Annotated in this window: 16 protein-coding genes; 11 read left to right on the forward strand and 5 right to left on the reverse strand. The window is 40.6% G+C overall.

What is annotated here, in order from left to right; translation table 11 throughout:
- Positions 1-452 (forward strand): HU family DNA-binding protein (locus HMPREF9969_RS03550; RefSeq protein ID WP_009434506.1); only part of this gene is annotated, 452 nt, incomplete at its 5' end.
- Between the two features lie 509 nt (positions 453-961).
- Here HMPREF9969_RS03550 and HMPREF9969_RS03555 read toward each other — a convergent pair.
- On the reverse strand, positions 962-2,428 hold the full coding sequence (locus tag HMPREF9969_RS03555) for an SLC13 family permease (protein ID WP_009434510.1): 1,467 nt from the start codon (positions 2,426-2,428) through the stop codon (positions 962-964).
- A 126-nt stretch (positions 2,429-2,554) separates the two neighbouring features.
- Here HMPREF9969_RS03555 and HMPREF9969_RS03560 point away from each other — a divergent pair, with 126 nt between their 5' ends.
- From HMPREF9969_RS03560 to HMPREF9969_RS03575, 4 genes are all read left to right on the forward strand, one after another.
- A complete protein-coding gene (locus HMPREF9969_RS03560) occupies positions 2,555-3,661 on the forward strand; it encodes an ABC transporter substrate-binding protein (RefSeq protein WP_009434497.1) in 1,107 nt (368 codons plus the stop codon).
- A complete protein-coding gene (locus tag HMPREF9969_RS03565; protein WP_036894891.1) occupies positions 3,661-4,671 on the forward strand; it encodes an iron ABC transporter permease in 1,011 nt (336 codons plus the stop codon). Before HMPREF9969_RS03560 ends, HMPREF9969_RS03565 begins: the two co-directional genes overlap by 1 nt.
- A 191-nt stretch (positions 4,672-4,862) precedes the next feature.
- A complete protein-coding gene (locus HMPREF9969_RS03570) occupies positions 4,863-5,066 on the forward strand; it encodes a hypothetical protein (RefSeq protein WP_009434507.1) in 204 nt (67 codons plus the stop codon).
- Positions 5,067-5,111: 45 nt separating this feature from the next.
- Positions 5,112-6,692 carry a hypothetical protein gene (locus HMPREF9969_RS03575; protein ID WP_009434505.1) on the forward strand — a complete coding sequence of 527 codons (1,581 nt, stop codon included), beginning with the start codon at positions 5,112-5,114 and terminating at the stop codon, positions 6,690-6,692.
- Positions 6,693-6,873: 181 nt separating this feature from the next.
- On the opposite strand, the gene HMPREF9969_RS03580 is transcribed toward HMPREF9969_RS03575, so the two are convergent.
- Positions 6,874-7,311: a DUF6078 family protein gene (locus HMPREF9969_RS03580; protein WP_009434503.1), complete on the reverse strand. Its 438-nt coding sequence runs from the start codon at positions 7,309-7,311 to the stop codon at positions 6,874-6,876.
- Between the two features lie 88 nt (positions 7,312-7,399).
- Positions 7,400-8,692: a serpin family protein gene (locus HMPREF9969_RS03585; RefSeq protein WP_009434509.1), complete on the reverse strand. Its 1,293-nt coding sequence runs from the start codon at positions 8,690-8,692 to the stop codon at positions 7,400-7,402.
- Positions 8,693-8,898: 206 nt separating this feature from the next.
- On the opposite strand from HMPREF9969_RS03585, the gene HMPREF9969_RS03590 reads away from it, so the two are divergent.
- Entirely contained in the window at positions 8,899-10,119 is a 1,221-nt protein-coding gene (locus HMPREF9969_RS03590; RefSeq protein WP_009434496.1) for a uracil-xanthine permease family protein, read from the forward strand.
- Positions 10,120-10,216: 97 nt separating this feature from the next.
- Here HMPREF9969_RS03590 and HMPREF9969_RS03595 read toward each other — a convergent pair whose 3' ends face one another.
- Positions 10,217-10,543, reverse strand: coding sequence for a hypothetical protein (locus HMPREF9969_RS03595; RefSeq protein ID WP_009434499.1), 327 nt, complete (start codon positions 10,541-10,543; stop codon positions 10,217-10,219).
- A 24-nt stretch (positions 10,544-10,567) separates the two neighbouring features.
- On the reverse strand, positions 10,568-11,794 hold the full coding sequence (gene hemW / locus HMPREF9969_RS03600) for a radical SAM family heme chaperone HemW (RefSeq protein WP_009434501.1): 1,227 nt from the start codon (positions 11,792-11,794) through the stop codon (positions 10,568-10,570).
- A 205-nt stretch (positions 11,795-11,999) separates the two neighbouring features.
- Between hemW and HMPREF9969_RS03605 the strand changes: the two genes are divergently transcribed.
- The 5 genes from HMPREF9969_RS03605 (at position 12,000) to HMPREF9969_RS03625 (ending at position 17,906) form a co-directional block, all read left to right on the forward strand.
- Positions 12,000-14,162 (forward strand): elongation factor G, encoded by a 2,163-nt coding sequence (locus HMPREF9969_RS03605; RefSeq protein WP_009434508.1) that lies wholly within the window; start codon positions 12,000-12,002, stop codon positions 14,160-14,162.
- Between the two features lie 613 nt (positions 14,163-14,775).
- The gene (locus HMPREF9969_RS03610) at positions 14,776-16,338 is read left to right on the forward strand and encodes a sensor histidine kinase (RefSeq protein WP_009434498.1); all 1,563 of its coding nucleotides are present in this window, start codon (positions 14,776-14,778) and stop codon (positions 16,336-16,338) included.
- Positions 16,339-16,357: 19 nt separating this feature from the next.
- The gene (locus HMPREF9969_RS03615; protein ID WP_004383261.1) at positions 16,358-17,065 is read left to right on the forward strand and encodes a response regulator transcription factor; all 708 of its coding nucleotides are present in this window, start codon (positions 16,358-16,360) and stop codon (positions 17,063-17,065) included.
- Positions 17,066-17,317: 252 nt separating this feature from the next.
- Positions 17,318-17,509 (forward strand): hypothetical protein, encoded by a 192-nt coding sequence (locus HMPREF9969_RS13155; protein ID WP_009434504.1) that lies wholly within the window; start codon positions 17,318-17,320, stop codon positions 17,507-17,509.
- 172 nt (positions 17,510-17,681) lie between these two features.
- Positions 17,682-17,906, forward strand: a complete 225-nt coding sequence (locus HMPREF9969_RS03625; protein ID WP_009433855.1) for a hypothetical protein — start codon at positions 17,682-17,684, stop codon at positions 17,904-17,906.
- Positions 17,907-18,002 lie beyond the last annotated feature (96 nt).

Below are 18,002 nucleotides of genomic sequence, written 5' to 3' on the forward strand. Positions count from 1 at the left end.
TTAAATTAGTTCAAAAGAAGAATCCGCAGAAGCGGGAGGAAGTGAAGTTTTATGCCAATCCGGTAAATGTTGGGCATAAGTCGCTAGATGACATTGCACGTGACATTGCTGGACGTTCGTCATTGACACGTGGTGATGTGTCGAACGTGTTGTATAACTTTATTGATTGTCTGCCACATTATCTCCGTGATGGTTTCAGCATTCAGCTAGGTAATTTCGGCTCAATGCGTGTCACGTTGTCGAGCAAAGGTGCGGAAACGGAAAAAGCTTTTAAGACCGAGACGATTAAGCCTCGTGTGGTCTTCACTCCTGGTACAGAATTGAAGCGAGAGTTGGCTGCAAACTCCTACGAATCGTTGAGGAAGAAAGATGAAGAGGAAAAAAGCCTCACCCCCGCCCCCTCTCCAAAAGGCGAGGGGAGTGAAGAACACCCTGGACCGCAGGTAGGGTGAGTTAGGATATGTACTACGGGAGCATTTTTTAGGTTGATTCAGGGTATCAATCGTTCTGTAATAAGACAATCGATTATATTAATTGTGAAATTAATGTCTTTCAAAACTAGTGTATTAATTTGGTTCTCTCGCTTCCGTGGTACGGCCTCACCCCCAGCCCCTCTCCTACAGAGAGGGGGGCGCCTAACGGGGTGGGGCTTTTGTGTGAGACAGAAGAACATGGGATTTGAAGACATAGTAACATACGAACATAGGGGGATGGTAACATAGGGCTTAGACAGAAGGACAGAAGAACATATTTTTTAATGACATAGGTTTGGAAGACATGGTAACATACGAACATAGGGGGATGGTAACATAGGGTTTAGACAGAAGAACATATTATTCAATGACATAAGTTGGGAGCTAGGAAAATAAGAATACGGCACTACCAAACGATTGTTTGATAATGCCGTGAGAGAGACATTTATAAATATTGGTTTTAATCGCTCTGAATAGAGCTTATGCTTTTAACCAAGGAAGTGGATTTCGCCGATGAAATAGAGTAGGATGTAACCTAAGATGAGGGAAACGAGTCCGCAGGTGAGACCTGCCTTTAGCATATCCTTCTGCTCTACTAAGCCCGTTGAGTAAGCAATGGCGTTTGGAGGTGTTGATATTGGTAAACACATTGCTGTTGATGCTGCAATGGCAATACCAATGAGGACGGTGCTTGTTCCACCAATACCACCAAGCTTATCGCCCATACCACGGCAGACAACAGCAAGGATGGGAACTAACAAGGCTGCAGTTGCTGTGTTTGAAATGAAGTTAGAAAGGAAGAAACAAATCAAACCAGAGACGGCAAGGATGACGATAGGACTCCAATTGCCGAACGGAATACTCTCAATAGCGGCGTCAGCCAAACCTGATCCGTTCATGCCCAATCCAATGGCAAAACCTCCAGCAACCATCCAGATGACGCTCCAGTTAATCTCCTGCATATCCTTTGCAGTGATTACGCCTGTGACAGCGAAGATTGCCATTGGAATCATTGAGACTGTGTTGGTGTCAATGCCTGTGATTTTCTTTGGAATAACCCATAGAAGGATTGTGACAATGAAGGTAATGATAACTACCCACATTCGCCATCCACGATGCACCTCACCATCAATTTTCAAGTGGATAGTCTTCTGTGTGAATGGGAAGAAGTGGAGGATTATTCTCCATGAGAGAAGGAGTAAGACGATTACAAGTGGCGCCATGAATGCCATCCAGTGCATGAAGTCGATATTCATGTTAAGACCTGCTGGGTCATTGAGATATTTAAGTGCAATGAGGTTGGGAGGTGTTCCAATCGGTGTTCCCATACCGCCGAGGTTGGCTGCAATAGGGATAGACATTGTCAAGGCAATGCGTCCCTTACCATTAGCAGGCAGCGCTGCAAAGACAGGGGTAAGGAAGGTAAGCATTAAGGCAGCTGTGGCTGTGTTCGAGATGAACATTGAGAAGAGTCCTGTGATAAGTAGGAAGCCCAAAAGAACATTCTCACTCTTGTTTCCGAAAGGCTTGATAAGGTTACGTGCCAATAGCGTGTCAAGTCCCGACTTAGAAGCGGCAATCGCTAGGATGAAGCCTGCAAGGAAGAGCATAATGATTGGATCAGCAAAGGATGCCATAATCTCCTCCGAGTCGAGTAATTCCCCAACTCCATCACCTTTGAATATCCCGAAAGAATTCTTCGAAACGGTGACACACATGATAGACATGATACTTAGCGAGGTTGCCCACGCCGGGATACACTCCGTCAGCCACGATAGGGTAGCAAATACGAAGATTGCAATGATGCGTTGTTGTACGATGGTTAATCCATCAATACCGAAAGCACTTGTTGGAAGGTTCCAAACGATAGTTGTTACAATGATAATAGCCAATAGCTGCCAAACATGTTTTGTTTCGACGTGGCTACTAAGTGCATTAGACTTTTCTTCAGCCATGGTGCGAGTTGTTTAGATTAATGTTTTAGGTTGTTTAGTAATACGCGGACGAAAATATAAAAAATATCCTTAATGGGCAAGAGAATACTTGATTTTTTGTATTTTTGCATATCAATTTTCTAAGTTATGCGCCAATTATCAGTACTTGTTCTTTGTTTCTCATTGTTGGTTTCTTGTAGTCTTCGACAGCAAAAAGCAAACGAAGAAATAGGGGAGACAGGGTTTAAATATGCTCGGAATATCACAATGGAGCATAAGGATGGTTATGTTGTTGTAAAGTTGCTGAACCCTTGGAAGAAAGGAACAGTCCTACAAACATATTACCTCATGCCACGTAATGTTGAGTCGGAGAATATCTCGGATGGAGTACGTGTGGATGTTCCGATCCAGCGAAGCGTTGTGTTTACGACGGCTCATGCGAATCTTCTAGAGATGTTACATGCTCAGAAAGCTATTGTGGGTGTTGCCGATTTGAAGTATATGCTTATCCCTGATGTTCAACAGCGAGCACGGAAGGGAGAGATTGCTAATTGTGGTGAGTCGATGAAGCCCGATGTAGAACATATTATAGACATAAAGCCCGATGCTATCCTGCTTTCTCCTTTTGAGAATAGTGGTGGTTATGGACGATTGGAAGAGATTGGCGTACCCATTATTGAGTGTGCCGATTATATGGAACGTTCAGCCTTAGGGCGTGCTGAATGGATGAAGTTCTATGGAATGTTATATGGTCGTGAGCATGAAGCAGACTCCTTGTTTGCGGTTGTAGAGCAGAACTATAAGGCTTTGAGTGCAAAGGCGAAGAAGAGCAAGGTGAAGCGAAGTGTCTTGCCAGATAGGAAAGTTGGTGCCGTTTGGTATTTGCCTGGTGGAGAGAGTAGTGTGGGCTTATTGTATAAGGATGCCAATGGTTCTTATGCTTATGCGCAGGACAAACATAGCGGTAGTCTTTCAATGCCCTTTGAGACGATATTAGATAAGTTTGGAGACAGTGACTTCTGGATTCTCTGTTATAATGGAAACTTCAGTTTGAATACCTTATTGGCGGAGTATCAAGGCTATGGAGCGTTGAAGCCTTATAAAACAGGAGAGGTTTATGGCTGTAAGGTGGATAGAATACCCTACTTTGAGGAAGTCAGTTGGCGACCAGATTGGCTGCTATCTGACTTGATCCAACTCTTCCATCCCGACTTGCATTTAGGTGCAATGCGTTATTATAAGAAACTTAAATGATGAAGAGGAACGTCAGTATCATCCTGTTGTTAGTGGCTGGCATAATCATGCTGTTTGCCATGAATCTTATAGTGGGTTCGGTGAGAATCCCATTAGCCGATGTCTGCGACATACTCTTTGATAAGTTCGAAGGTAAGGAGAGTTGGAAGTATATCGTAATGGAGAATCGACTTCCTCAAGCCTTAACAGCAATGCTATGTGGGGCGTCGCTGGCAGTCTGTGGTCTAATGCTTCAAACGGCATTCCGTAATCCTTTGGCTGGCCCAGATGTCTTCGGAATCAGCTCGGGAGCAGGGTTAGGTGTGGCAATCGTGATGTTATTCTTAGGTGGGAGTTTGTCAACAACCCTATTTACCGTATCAGGTTTCCTTGCTATTCTTACGTCTGCATTCATTGGAGCAATAGTCGTTACGATGATTATTCTGTTTCTTTCGACTATGGTAAGGAACAGTGTACTATTGCTTATCGTTGGTCTGATGGTGGGCTATGTCTCCTCATCAGCTGTGGCGTTATTGAACTTCTTTGCTTCAGAAGAAGGGGTAAAGAGTTATATGGTATGGGGTATGGGCAACTTTGGAGGTGTATCAATGGATCACATGTTGCTCTTTGCTTTACTCTGTTTGGTTGGTATCATAGCCTCCATATTCTTAATAAAGCCCCTCAACATTATGCTCTTAGGCACTCAATACGCAGAAAGTCTAGGTATCAATATCCGCCAGATACGTAACCTATTACTCGTGACAGTCGGTTTATTGACAGCCGTAATAACAGCCTTCTGTGGACCTGTCTCTTTCCTTGGTTTGGCTATACCTCACATGACCCGATTATTATTGCATACGGAGAACCATCAGATTCTCCTTCCTGGAACAGTGCTAACAGGTGCGGTAATTGCTTTATTCTGCAACCTTATCTGTTATCTTCCTGGAGAATTAGGTATAATTCCCCTTAATGCTGTTACGCCTCTCATCGGTGCACCTGTTATCATTTATGTGATTATTAAGCGTCGATAAGCTCTCAATAACAAGTATATGAGTAGGAAGTAATAAACGCCATAACGTTCTATTATTCTGTTATAGTGTTTGTTACTTTCGTTTTTTTTCTTAACTTTGTACCGGAATTAACCCAAGAACTGAAACTACGATGGTATTTTATGTGAAATGCTCGTAGACGTAAAGAGTAATATAGTAATCCATTTTAATTGATGAAGAAGAAAGAACTTACAAGGCGTAATGTGTATGTTAAGCCAGAATGTAATGTATTGAATACTTATGCGGAGACTATTTTGGTCAATGCAAGCGGCAATGCTGGCAGAATCAACGCTGGAGAAGGTGCTGGTGACGCAAAGAAAACCTTCTTGTGGGACGATGATGATGCGTCGAATATAAATCATAATTGGAGCGAATAGACTCCATATATATAAGGTAAAACACACTTAACGAACAAGAGATATATGTTTATAAAGACTTTACGATTACTATCGTCATGGGTAGGCTGTGCTTTGATAGGTGCAGCAGTAACGACGAGTTGTTCAAATGATGACCTTCTGCAGAACGCTAAGGAGAGCCATCGTGTTGTGGAGGACTCCATGACCTTCAGTGGTGTCTCTCAAGAAGAAGTACCGACACGTACGATTATCTACGATCATACCAAGGGTAGCGGAGCCTCTGTGATATGGAGAAATACTGACAAGATATTGGTGAAAGACAATGCTGGTCAGTGGAGACAGAGTGCACCAGCCACCTTCCCTATTGCCTCAAAGAAGTCGAACGCCGTGTTTACCGTTGCTGGTAGCTACACCAGTCCGACACACGCTGTTGTCTATACCAATAAAGGTCTCACAGGCTCACAACCACAAGTAGAGATAAAGAAGGTACAGACTCAGACTGCGCCTAACAACTTCGACCATGCAGGTGAGTCGGGTGACTGCGGTGTAGCTACTGCCCAAAAGGTAGGGAGTGACTATAAGTTTACCCTCGAGCACAAGGCTTCTTTCATCTGTCTCATCCCTCGTTCAAGTAATACATACGTACAGCATAGTAAGATTACCAAGATTGAGATTTCATCAGAAGACGATATAGCAGGTGTTTACAACATTGCTTCTGATGGTACACTCACCCTTGCCTCGGGTGGTTCGAAGACTATCACACTCACAACAGGGAGTGGGTTTGCTATTGACAATACGACCGCTGATATGAGTAAGAATGCCTCCTACGCTGTGATAGCACCGGGTAGGCATAGTCTTCGCATCCGTTACTGGCTTCGCAATACGGCTGATAATCCGAAGGGACCTATTGATGGCACTGTAACTAAATATGTTACCCTCACCTTTGTTCCTGGCTCAATTCATGACGTGACTGCCAACCTCTCTATCAATGACTACGGTGGTACCAACTATTATATGTGGGATGCAAAGGCGAACTATTGGAGTGGGCACGAATGGAACAGTGCTGACCCATGGCAACCAACGAAGTTCTTACCAGCTAGTAGTACGAATTATCCAAAGCAAGGAAGTGATAGTTACACTCCTAATCGTGCAGCTGCTGGATCGCTTGAAGCCTCAACCTCTCACTTTGCTGCCCTCCCTAACGCTAACGAGATGGCATGGTATGTGATGAAGGGCGACCCACGCTATGATGCTGATGAGCTTTGGTCAACTATGGGCTACCTCTATAAAGGGGGGACATGGTTTAAGAAGAGAGCTTATATCACGGGCTTCTCTGATAGTCATCAGCCTGATGACGCTTCAACCGACCTACGCAACACTTATATAAGACTATCAAAAGCAGTTTCGAAGACGCTCCCTGCTACCACAGAGATGGACCAGTATTTCTATCTTCCACTCTTAGGTTATTATAGTACAAGCTGGAACAACTATAAATTCAATGCTGCTGGTGTGACAGGTTATTACTGGTCTTCAAGCGCAGTACCGACTAATCCAACGGGTAGTTATGCTCTAACGCTTAATAAAAATACAGCTACTCTACAAGAATCCGCTCCTATCAACGGTATGATTGTCCGTCCGTTTGAATAAGCTTTATGAGTACTTAATATTTCATAGTAAAACATAGTAATACAGATACCCATAGAGTCTCAAGGCTTGAAACAGTGTGTCTCAAAGGTTTGAGACTGTGTGTATCAAGGCTTGAGACTGTGTGTTTCATAGGTCTGAGACACACTGTATCAGCCTATGATACGATTAGTGATACACTATTCTATTCGAAAGAATAGCGTTCAACGTAATAGTCAAATCTTAACTTTTCGGTGTAACCATACGAGCGGAATATGTCGATAATATCCGCTTGTTGCTCAGGTGTGAGCGTGAGTTGTCCGTTCATATAGCGATAGTAAGTAGGGCGGCTTCCTAGATATTGCTGTATTTCTCTGCGTATCGGCGTGTCGTCTACATGCTTGACATTGAGGAATAGATGATGGAATCCCCATGCTGCACGTATCACTTTCTTCTCTACATAAAACTCGCATTTGCCGTTTTGTAGCGCATTGGGGAAGACGGAGAAGCCTATGTTTTTGTCTTCTGGTAGATGTTGCCCAACAAAATAACGCATACAAGTGTCCTTGCGTGGACAATCTTTGTTGAAACAAATTTCCCATGTTGATGGGACGGAATCGAAGTTAAATGCTATTGTCTCCATTTTGTTTTTATAGAATATAGAAATAGTTATGTAAATAATAGTGGTTCCTATATGGATGTAAACTTACTGACTTACGTTTGTAAGGGAATCATTCGCCCATGAATTTACCCATGAAGCAAATGTTACCATATTGATCTGTAATGTAATAGAAGAATGGATGATCTGCTGTAAACGTGAACCTTGTGGGGTGTGTATTTATGCCAAGAGTCATCATTGAGGTTGATTGAACGGCTTTCGCGGCTACTCCTTTCTCGTTAACATCCAGTCTGATCTGTTGATACACCTTATCTATATATAAGGGTGACGGGCTCATCTGACTGAAGTCAGCTGCTTGTTGAGAGAAGAGAACGCCTAGTCCAGCTTGGGTGTATAGCTCTTTCAAAGGTAGTTTGATAGATGTTGAGAATTTAGGTAGAGCAATCTCTACTTCGTCATATTGCTTATGTAGCTCCGTTAAGTCATAGAGAGTGCTATCCTTAAAGTCGTTGATAATATCATCCAATTTCTTGCCTTTGTGAGGGAGAACGACATACATAAAGAAGCCGTTCTGCATGGCTAATGTCAGAACCTTATATTGCTTCCCTTCGTATCCCAGAAAGTTCTTGTCTTGATCAAATTTGTGCATCATGTTCACCTTGGTCAGCTTACCATCCTGCTTATAGAAAGTTTGTCCATTAGTGGTCTCTCCCACAAACTCATTACTCCATGGTATTCGTAGAGCAACAGCATTGATAATCTGTGCGGAGTGCGGAGTAGAAACATCGATTGGCAATGTCGTTATGTCACCTTTCGTTATCTTTGCGCAAAGAGAATCAGCCTGTATTCGTTCTTGTTGTTTGTTAGCTGAGGCTATGATATTCGTGAAGTAATAATCTTGAAGTGCTTTCTGGTATTCGGGCAATAGTTCCGTTGCTTCATTGAGAGCCATGAAGTTAGCTGTGACCATATACCCATTCGATGAGCCTTTATCCTTTGGATTGCTTACGCCTGTATTGGAGAAGGTCTCTCGCCTTTGACCTATAAGTATCTTCTTATTAAGTTTGTTGACTTCATCAAGTTTCTTTTCTGGATAACCAAGGGCATGACATAATGCCTGCTTTGTCTTCCCAGCAGCACCATTGTTTAATATGTTAAGAGAATAGATGACAGCAGTCGGTGAGAATACAATGCTCTTTTCCTCTTCTTTATTGGATAGTTGCTGAAAGAGCTTTAGTCCGAAATCGTTGGAAGAAGATATGATTTCGTATTCTTCCTTTGAAAGAGTATAGTCAGGGATATCTTCCTCCTCTGCAGCTTCCTCAAGTGTCTTAGCCGTTTGAGAGGTATTGATACAGCTAGTGAATAGCAATAGAAAAGCGAGATTAAATAGTTTTGTTGTCATACGGCAATATTATTGAATGTAGATAATTAAGACTTCAAAGGTACGAAAAATATTCTTTTATCGATCTCCTACCATGGCTTTTAGCCTTAGATTTAAACTTTTCTTCCATTGTTCCTACATAATGCACATTTTTTTATAATTTTGTAGACGTAAACCATACTTAGTCTATTGGCTATTTGTGAAAACTAATATTTATCAATCAATACATGGATAATTTAAAACTATCACCAGTGCGCAAAACCATAGTGGGAGTACAATTTCTCTTTGTGGCTTTCGGTGCTACTGTCCTCGTCCCTTTGCTTGTTGGGCTTGATCCAGCAACGGCGTTATTCACAGCAGGTCTAGGAACTTTTATCTTTCATTTGGTTACGAAAGGTAAGGTTCCTATTTTTTTAGGTTCATCATTTGCCTTTATAGCACCAATCATTGCAGCTTCAAAACAATGGGGAATGCCTGGTACATTGGCAGGAATAGCCGGTGTCTCTCTCGTTTATTTTGTTATGTCAGCCTTAATTAAATGGCAGGGAAAGAAATTGCTAGATAGATTGTTTCCACCTGTTGTCATAGGACCAGTTATTATTTTAATAGGCTTGTCATTATCGACATCAGCTGTTGATATGGCAAAGACAAATTGGTTATTGGCATTTGTCTCATTGGCAGTAGCAGTGTGCGTGTTGTCTATGGGGCGTGGTCTGATGAAGCTTGTACCCGTTATTTGTGGTATCGTTTCAGGTTATATTGTCGCTATTTGTTTGGGCGTTGTTGATTTCTCACACGTTGAGGCAGCACCATGGTTAGCTTTGCCTCCCGCCTTATCAGATTTCCATTTGCCACAATTCGCATGGGAACCATTCCTTTATATGATTCCTGTTGCTATAGCACCAGTGATAGAGCATGTGGGCGATATTTATGTAGTAAGTGCTGTTGCTGATAAAGACTTTACAGCATCTCCTGGATTGCATCGTACAATGTTAGGTGATGGTTTGGCTTGTTTGGCTGCATCTTTCTTTGGAGGTCCCCCTGTGACAACCTATAGTGAGGTGACGGGAGCGATGAGTATTACTAAGGTAACACACCCTCAGGTAATTCGTATTGCTGCTGCAACAGCTATTGTATTCTCGGTTATAGGTAAGTTGAGCGCTCTATTGCAGAGTATTCCTGCAGCCGTGTTAGGAGGTATCATGTTATTGCTCTTCGGTACTATCGCTTCCGTAGGTATTCAGAACCTCATTCAGCATAAGGTTGACTTCAACCGCACACGTAATATCATTATTATATCTATTACGTTGACAATGGGTATTGGAGGTGCAGTGCTGCAGTGGGGTAGTTTCTCAATCAGTGGTATCGGACTCTCTGCAGTTGTCGGTGTCATCTTAAATCTAGTGTTACCACCAGCAAAGGAGAAGACGCCTGCAAAGAAAGAATAAGCTTATCCAAGCATTCTTCAGATAAGCTGAATATACGAAACCTCCGACTTTTAGAGTGCTTCTCAGGCACTATAAGGTCGGAGGTTTGTGGTTTTTATCAGTTGGAGATTGAGTCTCTATACTGATGCTTAATCTTTTCTTCGAGTTCCTCTAATGTTTGCTTGCTGTTGAACAAACTCTTGATAAGGCGATAGCCCAACCATATTAAAATCATTCCTATAAGTGCAAGGAGATATTGGAGTACGATACTATTTACAATAGTCTTCGTATAGTTCTCGCAGATAACAAAGCCTGCGATGAAGATGATATAGTCTATCCAGCCTGAACTTTTATAGCTTTGGACAATACGTTGATATTCTTCATTGTTAGCAAGAACCTCTTTGCGGTTCTCTGCCCACTTCTTTTCAAATTCTTCGTTGGTCATGGGAATGTTGGGTGATGATATACTTTATACTTTCATTAATTCGCTCATAACGGAATCGCTAACATAGATACCATTACGAGTAAGGTGGAGCCAGCCATTCTCCTCTTTCAATAGACCTTGTTGTTGTAAAGGCTTGGCAAGATGCATGAGATAAGTGCGGTATTCAGTAGAGAGCGTTGATAGGTCTATTCCTTCACACGTACGGAGGGCAGTCATTATCATATCATTGTAATGTGTGTCTGTATCAATTATCTCCTCTTCGCAAGGAAGCTTGTTTTCTTGGATAGCAGCGATATAAGCTTTAGTGTCTGCTACGTTCCAACTTCTCTTACCATTGCTGTAGGAATGGGCTGCAGCACCGATACCTATATAAGGTACGTTGTGCCAATAAGAACTATTGTGTTGAGAACGATAGGGGCTTTGAACTTTGAGGTTTGAACTTTGTGATTTGAGCTTGGCAAAGTTACTAATCTCATATTGCTCATAACCTGCTTCGGCTAAGCGGTCGATGAGTGTGTCGTACATCTGACGATAAAGTTCATCGTCCATCTCCTTAACCTTTCCGGCTTGAAGAAGTCGATAGAGGGGAGTCCCTTCTTCATACATAAGACTGTATGCAGAGATATGTTCAATGTCTAAAGCAAGCAGTCGCTTAATGTCTTCTTTCCATTCTTCAAGTGTCTCATTGGGAAAACCAAACATAAGGTCTACTGATATGTTCTTGATGTTTACACTTCTTAGACGCTTTACAGCAGTTTCTACCTCGTCAGCTGTATGTCTACGATGTAGGAAACGTAGGCGTTCATCTGAGAAAGTCTGCGCTCCCATAGAGATACGATTGATAGGAAGGGAACGCAAATTCTGTGCAAACTCTTCCGTTACATCATCTGGGTTACACTCCATTGTGACTTCGATAGGTATGGTAGTGGTGCAGCTGTTGTTCTCTATATCCCATTCTAAACCAATGTGATATACCTTATCTATCGTTTGGAATATCTTCTTTAGGCTTTCAAAGGAAAGCTGTGAAGGTGTACCACCACCTAAGTATATACTTGTCAAACCAGTCGTCCTCTCATCAGACATTTCATTGTCTTTCTCCGCACGCATTTCCATCTCATGGCAGATAGCGTTCACATACTGTTCTTCTACAGAAAGCCTTTCGTCCTTCTTCTTGGCTGGCACAGTAGAATAGAAGCCGCAATAAATGCAGCGACTGGCACAGAAAGGTATGTGAATGTACAATCCTAACATGATAGGTGTTTGTTCGTATATATTAATGTATGACTAATAAGAACTAATGCAAATGTACTAATAAGTTTTAAAAGAATTTGCTTTTTTAGTAAGAAACTTTGGTGTTCTCATAGGAAATGTCTAACTTAGACCGCTGAATGGATGAGTTAATACTTATCCTCCTAGAAACGAATAAATTATTACTAACAGCTTAAATCTATCAGATATGAGAGTATATCAGACAAACGAGATTAAGAACATTGCCTTAGTTGGCAGTGCGGGTAGCGGCAAGACTACTCTTGCCGAAAGTATGTTATTCGAAGCCGGCGTTATTAAGCGTCGCGGTTCAGTTGAAGCTAAGAATACGGTTAGCGATTACTTTCCTGTTGAGCAGGAGTATGGTTACTCGGTGTTTCCAACGGTATTCCATGTAGAATGGAATAATAAGAAGCTGAATATCATTGACTGTCCGGGTAGCGATGACTTCATTGGTGGTGCAATAACCGCTCTTAATGTAACTGATGAAGCAGTCATACTTATTAATGGTCAGTATGGTCCGGAGGTTGGTACACAGAATAACTTCCGTTATACAGAGAAACTCAAGAAACCTGTAATCTTCTTGGTTAATCAACTTGATTCTGATAAGTGCGACTTTGATAATCTTATTGCAAATATGCAAGAGATTTATGGCTCAAAGTGTGTTCCTGTACAATATCCATTAGAAACAGGTCCCGGTTTCAATAGTCTGATAGATGTTCTGTTGATGAAGAAGTATAGCTGGAAGCCTGAAGGTGGGGAACCAATCATTGAGGACATTCCTGCTGACCAGATGGATAAGGCTATGGAACTTCATAAAGCACTTGTTGAGGCTGCAGCAGAGAACGATGAAGGACTGATGGAGAAGTTCTTTGAAGAAGAGACACTATCAGAAGACGAATTGCGTGAGGGTATTCGTAAAGGTCTTGTTACACGTTCTATCTTCCCTGTCTTCTGTGTATGTGCTGGTAAGAGTATGGGTGTTCGTCGATTGATGGAGTTCTTAGGTAATGTCGTTCCGTTCGTTGACGAAATGCCTAAGCTACATAACACACGTGGTGAAGAGGTCGCTCCTGATTCTAAGGGCGCAGAATCACTCTATTTCTTTAAGACGGGTATGGAACCACATATTGGTGAAGTAAGTTACTTTAAGGTGATGAGTGGTAGTGTGAAGACAGGTGATGATCTTACTAACTCTGATCGTGGTTCAAAAGAGCGTGTTGGACAGCTTTATGCTTGTGCAGGGGCTAATCGTATTCCTGTTGACGTGCTGAATGCCGGTGATTTGGGTTGTATGGTGAAGTTGAAGGATGTTAAGACTGGTAACACGCTCAATGGTAAGGGTACTGATCAACGTTTCGACTTCATTAAATATCCTAATTCAAAATACTCTAGGGCTATCGAGGCTAAGAGTTCACAAGAAACGGAGAAGCTCATGGCAGCATTACTAAAGATGCGTCAAGAGGATCCGACGTGGGTTGTTGAGCAAAGTAAGGAGTTGAAACAAACAATTGTACATGGACAGGGTGAGTTCCATCTTCGTACTTTGAAATGGCGTTTAGAGAACAATGAAAAGCTACAGGTAACCTTTAAAGAGCCTAAGATTCCCTATCGTGAAACGATAACTAAGCAAGCAAAGGCAGAGTATCGTCATAAGAAGCAAAGTGGTGGTGCTGGTCAGTTTGGCGAGGTTCATTTGATTGTTGAGCCATACGCTGAAGGTATGCCTGCTCCAACAACCTATAAGTTCAACGGACAAGAGTTTAAGATGAATATTAAAGGTTGTGAAGAACGCACTCTTCCTTGGGGTGGTAAGCTTGTGTTCATCAACTCTGTTGTCGGTGGTGCTATTGATGCTCGATTCATGCCAGCTATATTGAAAGGTGTCATGGACTGTATGGAGCGTGGACCTCTGACTGGTAGTTATGCGCGTGATGTACGTGTGATTGTCTATGATGGTAAGATGCACCCAGTTGACTCTAACGAACTTTCTTTCACTTTGGCTGCTCGCCATGCTTTCTCTGATGCCTTCAAAGCTGCAGGTCCAAAGATTCTAGAACCTATTTATGACTTGGAAGTTTACGTACCAGGTGACTATATGGGCGATGTGATGAGCGATTTACAAGGACGTCGTGCCATGATTATGGGTATGGATTCAGAAGCAGGTTATCAGAAGTTACAAGCAAAGATTCCTCTAAAAGAGCTTGCTAACTATAGTATTTCTCTCAGCTCCCTCACTGGTGGTAGAGCTAGCTTCACAACTAAGTTTGCTAGTTATGAGCTTGTTCCTAATGATTTACAGCAGAAGTTAATTGCGGAGCATGAAGCTGAAGTAAAGGATGAAGAAGAATAGTTTATTTTTTAGTTAATAATCATCTTCCTTGTGGGGCGCGTTCTTTCTTATTTCTTCTTGATAAGATTGTAACGTGCCTCTTTCTTTATGTCCTAATTCTACTTTGTTTCACTTTAAGTTTATGTTTAATTAAAGTCTAAGTTAAAGTACAATTAACCTCTAACTTAAAGTACAACTATCGTTTAACTTAAAGTATATTCATCGTTTAACTTAAAGTTTAATTGGCGTTTAAGTTAGAGATTAATTGACGTTTAAGGTGAAGTATTCCTATATTTAAATCTAGGCTAACTTACGTGGGTTTATAGGTCTTTTTGTCTTTCCTCAATAAATCAAAGAAGTTTCGTTATTCATTACGATTTTGCAGGTTCAATTTAGAGTCTGCCCATTGGACTTTTCTTTAGTCATTCTTGTGCTAATTTACTTGCGATATAATTGATAATAATTAATCCTAAGTATAATAATTCGTTAATTAATTTAAATCATATTCTATTTGTTAACGTTTTTGTGTTAATGGATTAATAAAATATTATCTTTGCAATCGTGAACATTGTAGTAGAGCTATAGTCCGAATCTCATTCAGAAGTCGTAGCCTACACGAATAGAAGTAATAATAATGAAGAAGAAGACAATTTGGATTATTGCAGTAATCATGGGATTATCATTCCTAGGCTTACTTCTACTCCAGCTCAATTACATTGAAGAAATGGCTGAGATGAAGAAAGAACAGTTTGACGAATCAGTCAATCGTGCTCTTTATCAGGCTTCTCGGAATATGGAATTGAATGAGACCCTTCGTTATTTAGAAGATGATGTAAATAAGAAAGAGCGTAAGCAGTCGGAACAACATTCAACTTCAAAGGATAATTCCGTTGCAACACATCAAACTCCTGCAGTAGATAGTCAAGGCGATGCATATACATCTTTTGAAGCGAAGTTATTACAATCGAAGCCATCATTGACCCCTAAGGCAATGATTCTCCGTAATGATAGTAGTTCGCTTTCTGCAACAAAACGTAACATGCAAGAGATTGTTCGTAATCGTTATGTCTATCAGAAAGCAATGCTTGAAGAGGTGGTTTATAATATACTTTATTCAGCATCAGATAAGCCTCTAAAACAACGTATTAACTTTAAATTGTTAGACCAAGATTTAAAGGCGGAGATGATGAATAATGGTATTAACATCCCCTATCATTTTACTGTTACAACGCAAGATGGTCGTGAAGTCTATCGTTGTCCAGATTATGTATCGGATGGGGAAGAGAATACTTACTCACAGGTGTTATTCCGTAATGACCCAGTGAGTAGAATGGGAGTTGTGAAGGTACACTTCCCTGAGATGAATAATTACATCTTCTCTAGTATTCGCTTTATGATACCTTCAATCATCTTCACGTTTGTGTTGTTGGTAACTTTTATCTTCACTATTGTGACAATCTTCCGTCAGAAGCGTTATAGTGAGATAAAGAACGATTTTATCAATAATATGACACATGAGTTGAAGACACCTATTGCAAGTATCTCTTTGGCGGCACAGATGATGAATGATAAGAGTTTGGAAAAGTCTCCGAAGATGGTGGAACACTTGGGCGGTGTAATCAATGATGAGGCTAAGCGACTTCGTTTCTTAGTTGAGAAAGTATTGCAGATGAGTATGTACGACAGGAAGAAGGCAGTACTAAAGAAGAAGCATACGGACTTAAACGAAATGGTTGAGACTATCGCACACTCTTTCGCACTGCGAGTAGAACATACAGGTGGTAAAGTTTATACGGAGATTGAAGCTGTTGATTCAACTGTGTATGTTGATGAGATGCACTTCCAGAATGTGATATTTAATCTCTTGGATAATGCTGTCAAGTATGCAAAGCCAGACGAACCATTAAATGTCTATTTGAAGACATGGAATACGAATGAACACCTTTATCTTTCTGTGCGTGATACAGGTATGGGAATAAAGAAAGAAAACTTAAAGAAGATCTTTGATAAGTTCTATCGTGTACATACAGGTAATAGACATGATGTAAAAGGATTCGGTTTAGGTTTAGCTTATGTAAAGAGAATGGTTGATTTACATGGTGGCGAAATTAAAGTGTTAAGCGAGTTTGGTAAGGGAACTAAGTTTATTATAAAACTTCCCGTGATTCGTGATGAAGAAATAGAAGATGAAGTATAAACATTAAAAGTTATAGATTATGGATGATAAGTTAAAGATTTTATTGTGTGAAGATGACGAGAACCTCGGAACACTATTGAGTGAATATTTACAGGCTAAAGGCTTTCAAGCTGACCTTTGCCCAGATGGTGAAGTAGGCTATAAGGCTTTCTTGAAGAATAAGTATGATATTTGTGTACTTGATGTGATGATGCCAAAGAAAGATGGATTCACACTAGCACAAGAGATTCGTCAAGCAAATGCGGAAATTCCAATTATCTTCCTTACTGCAAAACAACTGAAAGAAGATATACTTGAGGGCTTCAAGATTGGTGCAGATGACTATATCACCAAGCCTTTCTCTATGGAAGAACTTGTTTTCCGTATTGAGGCTATTCTTCGTCGTGTAAAGGGAAAGAAGACGAAAGAATCTACTATGTATAATATTGGTCGGTTTACTTTCGATACACAGAAGCAATTATTGACATTAGATAATAATCCAGAGAAAGTAACTAAGCTTACTACGAAGGAAAATGAATTACTAGCTTTGCTATGTGCTCATTCTAATGAGATTCTCCAGCGTGATTATGCTTTAAAGACAATTTGGATTGATGATAATTACTTCAATGCTCGTTCAATGGATGTGTATATCACAAAGCTCCGTAAGCATTTGAAGCCAGATAATCAAATAGAGATTATCAATATCCATGGTAAAGGCTACAAGCTTATTGTGCCAGACGAAGATTAGAAAGGGATTTATTCTTGTAAGTGTAATTGAGATGTGTCAAAGCCGAATAGGTATTTGGCACATTTTCTTATATATATAAAGGAGTAACTCTTCTTTGCCTTTTGCACTCCTTGATTAGTAGAAAGATGTACAAGAAAGCAGATAAATCGTTTTAAATTGAATAAGAAAGCAATATTTTCTGGCTTTTCTTTTCTCCCTTTCGATATTTCTTTTTACCTTTGCGCCCGTTGAGTGAGAATTAACTTATTAATAATGATGTTACAAACAATGAATTTCAATCAAGCTAACGTTTGCGCCTTATATAATAAAGGTGTAAATGCACGTGCTGTTGTGTTGGATTCTTTAACATCTAAAGACGAGAAAAAGATGGCAAATTATTTGGTAGTTCCAAATAATTGTATACTCTCTCTCTCTCTCTCTCTCTCTCTAGTAGAGCAGGCGTAAACTACACATTTTTTCTTCTCGCATACGCGCGCGCGAAGCGTGCCGTAAAGCTAGTAAACAAAGGACTTCTGAAAGTTTCCTTTGTTCTTTTTTTGTGTCCATACCTTAACTGAAATATAAAGAAATTAAGCTATACTTTTTATTTGATTTTAAATACTAAAAATGAGAGATTATGACAAGAAACAAAGAAACTAAAAAACGGGATTATCTGCAACCAACGTGTTGCGTATTCTTCGTTGAGGCAGAAAGCCCTGTCTGCACTTCCGTTTACCACAAAGTGTCAGGCTCTTTTGAGCCAAAGAATAACACTTTTTTTGAGGAGAATAAATGGGATACCCATACGTATGAAACCGACTGGAATCGAGAAGATGTTGAGAGTGGAACAATAGAGTTCTAGAATTACAGAATGAGAGTTATAAATTTAAAAAGACATCAAGAATGAAAAGTAATTATTTAATATTGAAAACGTTTTTAAAACCGCTTGCTTTCGCTG

The organism is Prevotella sp. oral taxon 306 str. F0472 (genome assembly GCF_000257925.1).
Lineage (GTDB): Bacteria > Bacteroidota > Bacteroidia > Bacteroidales > Bacteroidaceae > Prevotella > Prevotella vespertina.